Annotated in this window: 12 protein-coding genes; 5 read left to right on the plus strand and 7 right to left on the minus strand. The window is 67.3% G+C overall.

The window, feature by feature from the left end; all coding sequences use genetic code 11:
- The first annotated feature begins 121 nt into the window (after positions 1 to 121).
- From thiE to ALTAJ2_RS15810, 3 genes are all read left to right on the plus strand, one after another.
- The gene (gene thiE, locus ALTAJ2_RS15800; protein WP_007110180.1) at positions 122 to 787 is read left to right on the plus strand and encodes a thiamine phosphate synthase; all 666 of its coding nucleotides are present in this window, start codon (positions 122 to 124) and stop codon (positions 785 to 787) included.
- Positions 784 to 1,614 carry a hydroxyethylthiazole kinase gene (gene thiM, locus ALTAJ2_RS15805; RefSeq protein ID WP_007110181.1) on the plus strand — a complete coding sequence of 277 codons (831 nt, stop codon included), beginning with the start codon at positions 784 to 786 and terminating at the stop codon, positions 1,612 to 1,614. The genes thiE and thiM overlap by 4 nt, the downstream gene beginning before the upstream one ends.
- Positions 1,615 to 1,717: 103 nt before the next feature.
- Positions 1,718 to 1,990, plus strand: a complete 273-nt coding sequence (locus tag ALTAJ2_RS15810) for a DUF7553 family protein (protein WP_007110182.1) — start codon at positions 1,718 to 1,720, stop codon at positions 1,988 to 1,990.
- A gap of 149 nt (positions 1,991 to 2,139) precedes the next feature.
- Here ALTAJ2_RS15810 and ALTAJ2_RS15815 read toward each other — a convergent pair whose 3' ends face one another.
- Complete coding sequence (locus ALTAJ2_RS15815; protein ID WP_007110183.1) at positions 2,140 to 2,775, minus strand: hypothetical protein; 636 nt, start codon at positions 2,773 to 2,775, stop codon at positions 2,140 to 2,142.
- Between the two features lie 161 nt (positions 2,776 to 2,936).
- On the opposite strand from ALTAJ2_RS15815, the gene ALTAJ2_RS15820 reads away from it, so the two are divergent.
- On the plus strand, positions 2,937 to 4,154 hold the full coding sequence (locus ALTAJ2_RS15820; RefSeq protein WP_050031487.1) for a polysaccharide deacetylase family protein: 1,218 nt from the start codon (positions 2,937 to 2,939) through the stop codon (positions 4,152 to 4,154).
- Between the two features lie 233 nt (positions 4,155 to 4,387).
- On the opposite strand, the gene ALTAJ2_RS15825 is transcribed toward ALTAJ2_RS15820, so the two are convergent.
- Positions 4,388 to 5,254 carry a sulfurtransferase gene (locus tag ALTAJ2_RS15825; protein ID WP_007110185.1) on the minus strand — a complete coding sequence of 289 codons (867 nt, stop codon included), beginning with the start codon at positions 5,252 to 5,254 and terminating at the stop codon, positions 4,388 to 4,390.
- 279 nt (positions 5,255 to 5,533) lie between these two features.
- Here ALTAJ2_RS15825 and ALTAJ2_RS15830 point away from each other — a divergent pair, with 279 nt between their 5' ends.
- Positions 5,534 to 6,346 carry a sulfurtransferase gene (locus tag ALTAJ2_RS15830; protein ID WP_007110186.1) on the plus strand — a complete coding sequence of 271 codons (813 nt, stop codon included), beginning with the start codon at positions 5,534 to 5,536 and terminating at the stop codon, positions 6,344 to 6,346.
- Between the two features lie 59 nt (positions 6,347 to 6,405).
- Here the strand turns inward: ALTAJ2_RS15830 and ALTAJ2_RS15835 are convergent, their stop codons facing one another.
- From ALTAJ2_RS15835 to ALTAJ2_RS15855, 5 genes are all read right to left on the minus strand, one after another.
- Positions 6,406 to 6,627 (minus strand): type II toxin-antitoxin system HicB family antitoxin, encoded by a 222-nt coding sequence (locus ALTAJ2_RS15835; RefSeq protein WP_007110187.1) that lies wholly within the window; start codon positions 6,625 to 6,627, stop codon positions 6,406 to 6,408.
- Between the two features lie 52 nt (positions 6,628 to 6,679).
- The gene (locus ALTAJ2_RS15840; protein ID WP_007110188.1) at positions 6,680 to 8,851 is read right to left on the minus strand and encodes a pentapeptide repeat-containing protein; all 2,172 of its coding nucleotides are present in this window, start codon (positions 8,849 to 8,851) and stop codon (positions 6,680 to 6,682) included.
- Between the two features lie 52 nt (positions 8,852 to 8,903).
- Positions 8,904 to 9,446, minus strand: coding sequence for a DUF2617 family protein (locus ALTAJ2_RS15845; RefSeq protein ID WP_007110189.1), 543 nt, complete (start codon positions 9,444 to 9,446; stop codon positions 8,904 to 8,906).
- Positions 9,447 to 9,448: 2 nt separating this feature from the next.
- Positions 9,449 to 11,227 (minus strand): spermidine synthase, encoded by a 1,779-nt coding sequence (locus tag ALTAJ2_RS15850; RefSeq protein WP_007110190.1) that lies wholly within the window; start codon positions 11,225 to 11,227, stop codon positions 9,449 to 9,451.
- A 98-nt stretch (positions 11,228 to 11,325) separates the two neighbouring features.
- Positions 11,326 to 12,192 carry a hypothetical protein gene (locus ALTAJ2_RS15855; RefSeq protein WP_049900726.1) on the minus strand — a complete coding sequence of 289 codons (867 nt, stop codon included), beginning with the start codon at positions 12,190 to 12,192 and terminating at the stop codon, positions 11,326 to 11,328.
- Positions 12,193 to 12,205 lie beyond the last annotated feature (13 nt).

Here is a 12,205-nt window from a genome sequence, read left to right on the forward strand (position 1 = left end):
CTTCGTTATCCCGCGGAGGCTCAAGAACCTCGGCCGCTCCGTTCACCACCGAGACGGTGAGACGGTCCGCTGAGCTACGTCGACCGATACCGCTTAGTGTGACCACCGACTGGTATCGGCCGTGAATCCCTCGAACTGGCGGACGTATCTCGTCACGCAGGCGTCGCTGTCGGGCGATCGGTCGACGCCCGACATCGTCCGCGCAGCCATCGACGGCGGCGTCGACGCCGTGCAACTGCGCGAGAAGGGAACGAGTGCACGCTCGCGGTACGAGACCGGGCTCGAGGTGCGCGAGCTGACGGCCGCAGCCGATGTCGATCTGATCGTCAACGACCGCGTCGACATCGCGCGAGCGATCGACGCCGACGGCGTCCACGTCGGGCAGTCGGACCTCTCGGTCGCGGTCGCCCGCGACCTGCTCGGGCCGGATGCGATCGTCGGCTGCTCGACATCGACGGTCGCCGAAGCCCGGGCGGCGGCCGCCGCGGGGGCGGACTATCTCGGCGTCGGCGCGGTCTACGGCACCACCTCGAAGGACGTCGATGCGGACGCGGACGGGATCGGTCCGCAACGGATCGCCGACATCGCCGACGCGGTCCCGATTCCGATCGTCGGCATCGGCGGCATCACGCCCGCCAACGCGACTCCGGTCGTCGAGGCGGGGGCAACCGGTGTGGCGGTTATCAGTGCGATTACGGCGGCCTCGGACCCGCAGGCGGCGACCGAGAGGCTCGCCGCCGCCGTCGAAACGCCGAAGGAAGTCGGCCACGGAGGTATCGACGAATGAGCGTTACCGACATCGCCGCCGCCGACCTCGCGGATTCGGTCCGAGCGGTCCGAGAGACGGAGCCGCTCGTCCAGCACCTGACGAACACGGTGACGATCAACGACGTGGCGAACCTGACCCTTCACTGGGGCGGGCTGCCGGTGATGGCCGACTCCTTCGGGGACGCCGGCGAGATGGCAGAGGCCGCGCGTGCGGTCGTGCTCAACATCGGCCAGGTACCCGACGGCCGCGTCGAGGCCATGCACGAGGCCGGTCGGACGGCCAACGAGCGCGGGATTCCGGTCGTCCTCGATCCCGTCGGCGTGGGTTCGACGCCCTCCCGCGACGCGGTCGCCGAGAGCCTCCTCTCGGAACTCGAGTTCGCCGCGATCAAGGGCAACTACGGCGAGATCAGCGCGCTCGCCGGCGTCGAGGCCGACGTGAAAGGCGTCGAGTCCATTGGCGACTACGCGGAGATCGAGGAGACGGCCCGTTCCGTCGCCGAATCGACCGGCGCGACCGTCGTCGCGTCCGGTGTCGACGATATCGTCGCCGACGCCGACGGTGCGGTCCGACTCACCGCCGGTCACGAGATGCTCGGCGAGGTCGTCGGCACCGGCTGCATGCTCGCCGCGACCATCGGGACCTTCGGCGGCGCGCTCGAGGACCCCCGTGAGGCCGCCGTCCACGGCACGCTCGCGTTCGGAATCGCGGGCGAGCGTGCGGCCGAGATGGAGCAGTCGGGACCGGGGAGCTACCAGACGGCCTTCCGCGACGCCGTCTACGGCCTCACCCGCGACATCGTCGCCGACCTCGCGCTTGCGGACCGAATCGAACGGCTCGATTAACGCCGCGGCCCCAGTCGGCCGTCCTCGCGTCGGCCGGCCGGTACTTCCAGCGATCCGGAACGTACTGTCACCGTTTTAGTACCCACCGGGAGAAACGTCTGCTATGGCACGCACCGAACTCGAGAGCGCGGCCGAGTCGATCGAGGCGGCGGCGACGGCCGCGTCCGACGACGAGGCACGGGAACGGCTTCAGAACCAGGCGGCCACGTTCGAGGACTACGCCACGGCCGAGCACGGTCCCGATCACGGCCAACTCGCGCGCCACGAGCACATCCTGAAGGATATCGCGGGCGACGAGGGCGGCGATGTCGCGGACGACATCGACGATGCCCTCGAGGCGATCACCGAGTTCCGATCGACGCTCGAGGGGGTCTGAAGCCGCAGAGACGGACGTTTTTTGCCGCGCCGTGGCTACCGTGTAGCGCAGCCACCCGTCTCGGCCGCTCGACCTGGAGGCCCCGACGGCACACGAATCACGACCCTCAGACGGTCGCGCCCATCCGTTGAACGGACCGCTGTTCGTCCCTAACAGACCGGCTTCGGATTCGCGCCCATCCCCTCGAGCGTCTCGACGTACTCGTCGTAGGCGGCCTGGATCGAGCCCGTGGCGGCTTCCGCGGCGCGGTCCCAGTCCGCGTCGCTCTCACAGACCGTCTCGAGGAGGGTCGTCGCGCGCTCGAGTTGGTCGTCCAGGTCCTCGCCGAAGCTACGGAACAGGCTCGCGGTCTGGGGGTCGGCGTCGCCGACGAAGTAGCCGACTACCTGGTCCTTCGAGCGCTGGCTCGCGAGGATGCGGCCGACGAGTGCGCCGACGCGGGAGACGGTGTCCGTCTGATCGCGCAGGTACTCGTGGAGCGCGGGCACGTCGTCGGGTTCGTAGCCGTCGTCCGCGAGTTCCCCGTCGACGGTCTCGTAGTGCTCCTGTTCCTCCGCGGCCGTCGTTTCGAACGCCGCACGTGCGTCGTCGTCCGCCTCGTCGTCGGCCCACTCGCGGAACGTCTGCCAGGCGGCGTACTCGGCGTCGGCAGTGGCTTCGAGGACCGGTTCCGTCTCGATTTCGCCGCCGGTGTCGGCGTACAGCGACTTCGAGGAGCCGAGTCGCGAGAGCGCGGTCTGGTTGTCTTCGCTGACAGTGTCGACGAACGCGTCCGGATCGGTCATAGGACCCCTTCGAGCGGACTCGAGTTATGCTTATCGTGACGGCGCTCGCTGGGGACCCTCCCTGTCGTCGCCGTGTCGGTCGATATGTACCACTTACCGTTCGACCGCCCACCGCCAACAGCAGCATAACAATTACCCTACTCGAACTGTCCTCGAGCGGAATGAAACGACGAGCGTATCTGGTAACGGCCGCCGCAGCGACGCTCGGTGGCTGTTCTGCCCTGAGCGATTCGGAGTCGTCCGACGAGTCGAACGAAACCGACGGCGACGACTCCGAGGACTCGTCCGACACGATCGACGAGGACCCCGGCTCGTTCGACCAGTTCGACGATCTCTCGATGTGGGAAGTGATGGACGGGTCCCTGGAACTGGACGCGCAGCGGGCGTACACCGGCGACCAGTCCGGACGCATGACGGCCGACCCGTCCCAGCAGCGAGTGATGATCAAACGCCGATTCGACTCGCCGCGGGACCTCTCGACGGAGTTTCCCGCGCTGGCCTTCGCCACCGAGGACGACATCGATCCGGTCGTCCAACTCAGCGACACCGACGGGAACCGGTTGCTCCTCCAGTGTGACCTCAAGCCCGGCCTCCCCCTCGCACACCACGACCTCGCGGTGACGGACACCCGCGGCGAGCCGGACCTGAGTTCGATCAAACACGTCAAGATCTCCGCCTGGGCGGGCGAGGGCCGCTCGGTGACGATGTGGGTAGACGACCTCCGCTTCGTCTCCCGCCCGGAGACGGGCAAAGTCCTCCTCCAGTTCGAGGGTGACGAGTCCGTCTATACGCGGGCACGACCCGCGCTCTCGGACCACGACTTCCCCGCGACGGCGTTCGTTCCCACCGACTACGTCGGCGGCGCGGGCTATCTCAGCCGCGGCCACCTCGAGACCCTCCAACGCGAGGGGTGGACGATCGGCAGTCAGGGGACGACCGCCGCCGACCTCTCCGAGGCGACCGAGTCGGCCCAGCGCGACCGGATTCAGGGGGCCATCGAGTGGCTCGAGGACAACGGGTTCGACGATGGCGCGAAGTACTTCTCGTACCCGCTCAACCGCTACGACGAGACGGCGATGAGCGTCGTCGAAGCGAACCACGATATCGGGTTCGTCGGCGGCTACGCCGGTCACGGTAACCTGTCGAACCCCGCGCTCGCTCCCCGAGCCGTCGGTCCCACTGCCGACGAGGCACGCCGACTCCTCGACTGGACGGCCCACTTCCGGACGATCACGACGCTTACCTACCCGGACATCTCCGGTGGGTCGCGGGAGGCGTTCGAGGAGACGGTCTCGTATCTCGCCGACCTCGAGTCCGCCGGCGAGATCGAGGTCGTCGGCCCGGACGACATCGCCTCGAACCACATCCACGAGGCGTAGCCGTTCGGACAGCGGCCCCTCTCGGCGTCGGTCCGCCGGATGGTCGGAGTCGATCGTGTGGGCTCGACGGCGCTCGTCGGCCCGACGACCCGCTCGGAAAAATCGGTCTCGTTCGAAGACGTACGGCGCGGTCAGGGGAGAGCGCGACTCCCTCGAGCGACTACGCTTGCTCGCGGGTCACTGTGTTTCCCGCTCGCATAGCCGAGCGCCTGCGTACCGCTCAGGCGCTCACTTTAGTCGTCGGCTTTGCCGGTCTCGATCGGTGCGCTAACGAGATTACCCCACTCGGTCCAGGATCCGTCGTAGTTGACGGCGTCCTCGTAGCCAAGCAGTTCGTGGAGCGCGAACCACGCGACCGAGGAGCGCTCGCCGATGCGGCAGTAGGCGACGGTCGTTTCGTCGCCGGTGATGCCCTCCTCGGCGTAGAGTTCCTCGAGTTCCGCGCGGTCCTTGAACGTGCCGTCGTCGTTGGTCACGGCCGCCCAGGAGATGTTCTTCGCGCCGGGGATGTGGCCGCCGCGCTGGGCGGTCTCCTGTAGGCCGGAGGGCGCGAGGATCTCGCCGGAGAACTCCTCGGGCGAGCGAACGTCGACTAGCGGGACGCCGCGGTCGATCGCGTTTTCGACGTCCTCTCGGTAGGCACGGATGCTCTCGCGCGGACCGGCGGCGTCGTACTCGGTTGCCGAGAAGTCGGGCTCCTCGTCCGTGGTCGGGTAGTCGTTCTCGAGCCAGTACTCGCGGCCGCCGTCGAGCAGATAGACCTCGTTGTGGCCGTAGTACTTGAACTGCCAGTAGGTGTAGGCGGCGAACCAGTTGGAGTTGTCACCGTAGAGGACGACCGTATCGTCCTCGCTGATGCCGTGGCTGCCGAGGAGGTCCTCGAAGTCCCCCTTCTCGAGGATGTCGCGCTGGGTCTGGTCCTGTAGTTGGGTTTCCCAGTTGAACCCGATCGCGCCGGGCGCGTGTTCGTCCTCGTAGGCTTCCGTGTCGACGTCGACCTCGACCAGTCGGTGGTCGGAGTCGTCGTCCTGGAAGTCGTCGAGTCGGTCAGCGACCCAGTCGGCCGTGACGAGTACGTCGTTGGCGTAGTCGGTTGCCATACCCGTCCCTACAATGGCATCACACAAATGAACTTCTTAACCGGACAAATCGGACACCGGTCGACTCTGCCGGAAAGAATTGCCGATTCGATCGGAGCCGATCGTAATAGCCGTCCGTACAGCGACTGTATTCGACGGGTTCGCGACGAATCGGCGAGCCGCCGAGCGAGACGGGGTGGAACCCCCACCGAGAACAAGCAAGCGTTGCCACCGTCCCGGTAGCCGCGAATCGGGCCGGAACCGGTGCGTACTCGAGTCTTCGGTCCGAACGGCGGGGTAATGGACGACTCCGTCGTCGTTTCCCTCGACTGGCTCGCATCGCGTCTGGACGATCCCGCCGTGCGCATCGTCGACGTCAGGGACGCCTGGGAATTCGACGGGATCGGGCACCTTCCCGGTGCGGTGAACGTCCCGTTCGACAGCTATCGCGACGAGAGCGACATCGACCGCGGGACCCTGCCGGGTGCCGAAGCATTCGCCGACCTGCTCGGCAACGCGGGTCTCAGCCCCGAGGACACGATCGTCGCCTACGACGACACCCACGGCGTCTTCGCCGCCCGGTTCGTGCTCACCGCGCTCGAGTACGGCCACGAGGACGTCCGTCTGCTCGACGGCGACTACAGCGCCTGGAACCGGGAGTACGAAACCACGTCCGAGACGGCCGCATTCGAGCCAACCGACTACGACCCCGATCCGCTTTCCCCCGAGGAGAGTCCGCTCGTGAGTTACGACGCCGTCGCCGACGCCCTCGAGCGCGACGCCGTCGTCGTCGACACGCGCGAACTCGAGGAGTTCGAGGAGGCGCGTCTGCCGGGTGCCGTGCGGTTCGACTGGCGGGAGGTCGTCGACGACGAGACGCGGCGGCTGAAACCCGAGGCCGAACTCGAGGCCTTGCTGGCCGCTCACGGCATCACGCCGGACCGCGAGGTCGTCCTCTACTGCAACACCGCGCGACGGATCAGCCACACCTACGTCGTGCTCACGGCGCTGGGCTACGAGGACGTCCGCTTCTACGAGGGCAGTCTCACGGAGTGGCTCGCCAACGACGGCGAGGTCGAAACGGGGCCGGTTGCGGCGTCCGAGGGCGAGTAGCCGACGGACAGCGAGCCGATGCGTCTCCGAACCGAGTGTCGGGTTCGGACGGGAGCGCGTTAGAGCCAGTCGTCGCCGGGATCGTCCGACGTGGCTTCTCTGTAGGTCTCGACTGCCTCCGCGAGGTTCTCGAGGGCTTCCGTCGGCGTCTGTCCCTGACTCGAGACGCCGGTTGCCTCGTCGTCGGCGATGTGGAGGCCGTGGTCGTTGACTCGCATGGTCACGTCCGCGTCCTCGAGCCCCTCGTACTCCGAGGGGTCGACGTCTGCGTCGGAACTCATAGGCGAGGGTTGGCGCGCGCGAGTCAAATACGCATCGACGCCCCCGCCTCGCTTACAGCTCGGAGCGTTTGACCAGCGCGTAGACGAGCAAGGCGGCGAGGATCGTACTGAGATACGCCTCGGAGCCGGCGAGAAAGCGGGCGAGCGGTCCCACAGGGCCGATGTTGCCGTAGCCGATCGTCGTGTAACTGATGTAGCTGAAGTAGAGGTTTTCGTAGAAGCCCGACGCCTGCGTTTCGAACAGCGGGCCGCCGAACGTGTACGGGAACGCGAAGAACAGCGGCGCGATGGCGAACGCCGTGCCGATCCGCATCGGCCGCATGCCGTGCCCGCAGGTGAGCCCGAGGAAGCAGTTCTCCGCGGCGCGACCGAGGTTCTTCGCCCGCGTCACTACTCCGGCGTCCGGATCGCGGGCGGCCTCGAGACTTTTCCGTCGGCTGTACCGCTGGCGCTTGACGCGGAACTCGCCGGCAGTCTTCATGTCGCCGATCTCGCTCGCGCTCTGTTTGGCCTTCAGATACGTCGTCTCGACGACCTCCGGCGTCATCGCGAGGGCGTAGTCGGGGTCGAACGTGTCCGTCGACGGTTCGTCGAAGGCGTGGACGGTCCAGTCGTTTCTGTCGAGGTACTCGCGGTGGCCGCTGAAATCGAAGGTGTGGCCGTCGAACTCGTCGAACTCCGTCCGGCAGAACCGGAAGTAATCGAGGAGTTGGCGGTGGTCGCGCGTCCGCTCGGCGGCGAGATCGACATCGCCGATGCTCGCGAGGGTCAGGTCGTACCGTACCCATCCCTCGGCGGGCTGGACGATCCGACCGCTCCGGATCTTCCCGCGGGTGAAATCCACGAACGCGTCGTCGTCGATCCCCCGCGCCTCGAGATCGATCCGTTCGGAGACGACACAGCGGCTGAAATCGACCGTGCCGCCGAACGCCGTCGCCCGGAAGTTCGCGGACGAAATTTCGGCGTCGTGAAAGTCGACGTCGTCGGCGAACCTGGCGTCCTCGAAGGAGACGTCGTCTTTCAGGTGGTTCGCCCCGCCAGTGAATTCACAGCCGCGAAACACACATCGGCTGTCGAAGGCGACGCCCGAGAAGTCGGCGTCCTCGCGAAACCGCGTCTCGTCGAAGTCGACTTCCCGCGCGAACGTCACGTCGGGGAAGTCGGCGTCGCCGTCGAAGGTCGCCGACTCGAAGTGTGCTTCGCCGCGGAACGCGGCGCCGGCGAACGTCACGTAGCGAAACGAGGCGCGATGAAAGGAGACATCGTCGTGGAACGTCGTCCCCGCGAAGGTCGCATCGTCGACCAGCGTCCGAGCGCCGCCCTCGAACGAGCCGCCCCGAAAGGTCGCCGCTCCGCGAAACGCGGCGTCGGTGAACGCGGTATCACCTTCGAACCGGACCTCGTCGAAGTCCGCGTCCGCGCCGAACTCGGCACCGCGAAACTCCGCGTCGCCGGTGAACGTCGCCTCCTGGAAGACCGCCGCCTCGTCGCAGGTGATCCCGTCGAACATCGAGAAGCCGAACTCCGTCTCGCGGAAGGTCACGCTGGCGCGAAAGGTCGCCCCCGAAAACGTCGTGTTGTCCTCGAGATGGTTCGAATCGCCGTGACACTCCGCCGCCCGAAACGTCACCTCGTCGTCGAACGTCGTCCCGTCGAAGCGAACGTCGTCGCGGAAGGTCGCCTCGTCGCAGTCGACCGGTCCCTCGAAGGTCGCCCCGTCGAACGTGACGTCGTCGTCGAACCGCGCCTCGAAGAGATCCGTTTCCCCGGTGACGGTCGCGTTCGAACACGAAATCGATGCTTCGACGTGGGCCTCCGTCAACCGGAGCGATCCGATGGTGGCACCGTCGAGCACGAACGGCAGCGTCACCCGCGCGTGCGTCAGCGAGAGCCCCTCGATGGTCGCGCCGCTGAGATCGACCGGGTGGCGATCGACGCTCTCGAGGGCGATCCGATCCAGCGAGAGATCGGGCAGCGTGACGCCGCTGAGGTCCTTCTGGGCCTCGGTCCCCCGGACGAGTACCGCACGAAACGCCTCGCGGACTTCGTCGTCGGTGATCCCCCGGGCCTCCCGCTCTGCGGGCGAGAGGTGTAACACCGACGGGTCGACGGACGTGCCGGCGTCCGACGCTGCCCTCGGTCCGCCCTCGACATCGGGCCCGGTACCCGCGTCGGCGTCGGTCCCGCCACCGTTGTCGGCACCGTCCCCTGATTTCTCTGGCATTGGGGTTCGTTATGTAAACGGCCATCATATAAGTTTAGAATAGCGCCTGCGGTCAAATCGCGTCCGACTCCGCCGTCCGAGCGGCCGACGCCTCGAGCGCCGCCGGGTCCCGATCGGTTCCGAAGACGGTCCGTGTGTACAGGGCGAGGTCGAACTCGGGATAGGTGTGATACGTCTCGTAGCCGTCGTCGTCGATCTCGATCGTCGTGACGGCGTCGGGATCGCCGCCGAACGCGTACGCCAGATCGAACGAATCCGGCCGATTCAGATATCGGTCGCGGGGAAACGCCGACAGCGGCCGGTGTTCGACCCGCGTCACGCACCGGAACGCGTCGGTTTCGAAGGTGAGGGCTCGAGGGGGCCGATCCGTCTCGAGCGGGATCGCCGTCCCCTCGTGATTCGCCACCGGGTCCGGGTCACACGTCGAGACCTCGTAAAACTCGTATTCGGGCGCGCTCACGTAGTGTGAGCTACCGATGATCCGAAACGTGAACTCGGTTCCGAGGAGCGCCCGCGTGCGCGAGTCGAACACGCGGATGTCGTCGGTTGTCGGCGGACGGTTTGTGTGAACGAACTGGAGAGTCTGTCGGGACATGGTCAGTCGACGATGATATCGTAGTTCGGCCGCAAGACGCTGTTCGGCTCGACGGTCTCGTAGACGGGCAGCGACCGCCAGCGCCACTCGTCGAACGTCTCCGCGTGGTCGTGGACGTAGTCGCTCTCGGCGTGCTCGAGGTCCGGGGTCGGCGTCGGGCCGTCAGAAAGCACGTAGAAGCGCTCGCCGGGCTCGAGCCCGCCGTCCCCGTCGAGGTCGTCGTACACGTAGTAGGGGAGGTAGCGGTCGAACCCGGCCTCCCGGACGGTGGTCGTGTAGGCCTTGTTGTGCGCTGGGTGGCCGCTTCTCGTGTAGACCCAGGAGACGACGAGCCCGTCGTCGGTCAGGTGCTGTCGAAGCAGCGTATAGAACTCCGTCGAGTACAGCGACAGCGTCTCGTCGCTTCGCGCACCCGGGATGTCGAGCAAGACGAGGTCGTACGTCTCGTCGGTCTCCTGGAGGTAGGTGATGGCATCCTCGGTCGTCGTGTTCAGCCGGTCGTACTCGTAGGCGTCGTGGTTGTGCTGCCGGAAGAACTCCCGTTCCCGCGCCAACTCGAGGAACTCGCCGTCGATGTCGACCTGATCCACCGAGGCGTTGTACTGGCGGAGGTGATCGACGGCGATGTAATCGCCGCCGCCGACGAGCAACACGTTCAGCGAGGACGGGTCCTCGAACGTCGTCATCGGAACGTCGACGAGCCCGCTGTGGTAGGAGTCCACCCAGGTGTCACAGAACTGGATCGCCCGATCGAGGTGGAGACACTGCTCCGTCCCGGCGTGGCCCTCGATGTCGCGCTCGTAGGTGAGCACCGTCTGGTAGGGGGTCGTCTCGTAGCTGCGCGCCCTGACGTCGGCCGCGCCCTCGGGGAACTCGCCCTCGATGTTTCGCTCGAGGTAGGTCGTCGTCACCGCGCGATCGACCGCGGCGGGATGGCCCACGAGGCCGGCGTAGGTACCCGTCAGGAGGACGCCGACGACGAGGACGGCGCGCCATCGTCCCGCGGTCGGCCGCGAGAGCACGCGAGCGGAGCCCGTGAACGTCCAGACCGCGAAGGCCAGCGCGGCGAGGGCGTTCAACAGGCCGAGCGCGAACACGGAGACGACGAGCCCGAAGCGGGGGTACAACACGAGTGCGTAGACGACCGTCCCCGCCAGGCTCCCGAGGTAGTCGACGCCGAGCACTTCGGAGAATGACCGCTCGTCGGGCTCGCCGACGGCGAAGAAGACGCCGAGGACGCCGCGGACGATCCGGCGCGGATACAGCCGCCCCAGCGAGGCGAAGATCGTGTCCTCGCGGTCTTCGACGAGATCCGTCAGGAGCGGGACTTCGAACCCGGACAGCACGCCGACGACGAGGATCGGGACGTGCGAGCACGCGAGGACCACCGTCCCCTTCCCGGCGACGGTGAGGTCCGGGAGGGAGTTGATCGCGACGATGGCCATCGCACCCGCGGGGCCCGCGATCGCCAGATAGATCTCGGTCCGGAGGAAGTTCGATTCCGTCTCGCCGAGCTGTGCGGAGAGCACCGATCCAACCCCGAGCGAGAACATGTAGAGTCCGATCGTGATCGAGTACCGAAGGACGGTCCCGCCGAAAAACACCGTCAGCAGCTCCGAGTAGACGAGCTCGTACGCGATCGAACAGAACGCGACGACGAACGTCGCCGTTAGCGCGACGCGGCGATCGGAGAGGACCGACCCGGACCGTTCGCTCCCCGCCCCCTCGGTCGCGTCGCGTCGGCCCCTGTCGGCGCTCTCGGTCGGTGTTTCGTCGGCCATGTGAACTGGGTTCGTCGGAATCGATTCGTCGCTCACCGCGCTCGACCGCTCGGTCAGAGCCGATGCAGCGGGACGACGGTCAGCCGGCGGGTCGGCGGCTACGGCTCCGGTCGGACGTGCCAGGCCTCGTCGACGGTGAGGCCGCCGGTCGACGTGCGGTCGAGTTTGAAGTCGGCCGCCTGCCAGCCGAAGTCGGTGTCGCCGTCGGGCGACTCGAGGCGAGTGCCGACGCGATACCAGCCTTCGTCGGCGGTCAGGGCGGACGCGGAGTCGTCACCGGCCTCGGGTTCGGCGGCCGATCCGGCGTCGGACGCGGTCTCGTTCTCGCTGAGAGAGGCGGTTGTGTTCTCGATCCCGGTTGCCGATCCCGCTTCGGTGCCGAGGGCTGCGTCCGACGTGAGGGCCGCGAGGTCGACCTCGAGGGTCGTCCCCGGATCGGGATCGTGCCATTCCTGGTCCCAATCGGTCGGCTCTGGCCCCGGCGAACTCGTCCGGTATTGGGTGTTCGAGCCCATGTAGGCGACGCCGAGGGCCCCGAGAGCCGCGGTGTACATCTGCGTTTCGTCCCCGTGTTCCTCGCGCCAGTTACCGTGCGAATGGGCCCCGTAGATGGCCCAGCCGTGTCGTCCCGTCGGTGCCGAGGAGTAGCCGCCGCTGCCGCGGCCCGTCGCACCGCTTTTCCCGGAGCCGGACCCCGACGACCGCGAGCCGGCACGTGCAGTGCCGATCGGGAGCAGCGAGCCGACGATCGCGGACTCGTCGACGTTGTCGATGGTCGATTCGACTTCCGGCTGCGACGCGAGGTCGATCTCCATCGTTCCGTCGGCGATCGACACGTCCTCGAACACTTCGGCCTTGCGCGGCGGCGGGTCGTCGCTGTCGTCGCCCCCGAGACAGCCGGCCAACCCCCCGGTCGCGATCGCGAGCCCTCCCCCGCCGAGGCGAAGGAATCGCCGTCGATTCATACCCACCTGTGAA

It is taken from the genome of Natrinema altunense, from assembly GCF_000731985.1.
In the GTDB taxonomy this organism is placed as follows: Archaea; Halobacteriota; Halobacteria; order Halobacteriales; family Natrialbaceae; genus Natrinema; species Natrinema altunense.

What these genes read in the sequence shown, in the direction of transcription:
- ALTAJ2_RS15825 (WP_007110185.1), bottom strand. Translation starts at nt 5,254, where the DNA reads ATGGCAACCGACTACGCCAACGACGTACTCGTCACGGCCGACTGGGTC.
- ALTAJ2_RS15815 (WP_007110183.1), bottom strand. Translation starts at nt 2,775, where the DNA reads ATGACCGATCCGGACGCGTTCGTCGACACTGTCAGCGAAGACAACCAG.
- ALTAJ2_RS15820 (WP_050031487.1), top strand. Translation starts at nt 2,937, where the DNA reads ATGAAACGACGAGCGTATCTGGTAACGGCCGCCGCAGCGACGCTCGGT.
- ALTAJ2_RS15830 (WP_007110186.1), top strand. Translation starts at nt 5,534, where the DNA reads ATGGACGACTCCGTCGTCGTTTCCCTCGACTGGCTCGCATCGCGTCTG.
- ALTAJ2_RS15835 (WP_007110187.1), bottom strand. Translation starts at nt 6,627, where the DNA reads ATGAGTTCCGACGCAGACGTCGACCCCTCGGAGTACGAGGGGCTCGAG.
- thiM (WP_007110181.1), top strand. Translation starts at nt 784, where the DNA reads ATGAGCGTTACCGACATCGCCGCCGCCGACCTCGCGGATTCGGTCCGA.
- ALTAJ2_RS15845 (WP_007110189.1), bottom strand. Translation starts at nt 9,446, where the DNA reads ATGTCCCGACAGACTCTCCAGTTCGTTCACACAAACCGTCCGCCGACA.
- ALTAJ2_RS15810 (WP_007110182.1), top strand. Translation starts at nt 1,718, where the DNA reads ATGGCACGCACCGAACTCGAGAGCGCGGCCGAGTCGATCGAGGCGGCG.
- ALTAJ2_RS15840 (WP_007110188.1), bottom strand. Translation starts at nt 8,851, where the DNA reads ATGCCAGAGAAATCAGGGGACGGTGCCGACAACGGTGGCGGGACCGAC.
- ALTAJ2_RS15850 (WP_007110190.1), bottom strand. Translation starts at nt 11,227, where the DNA reads ATGGCCGACGAAACACCGACCGAGAGCGCCGACAGGGGCCGACGCGAC.
- ALTAJ2_RS15855 (WP_049900726.1), bottom strand. Translation starts at nt 12,192, where the DNA reads ATGAATCGACGGCGATTCCTTCGCCTCGGCGGGGGAGGGCTCGCGATC.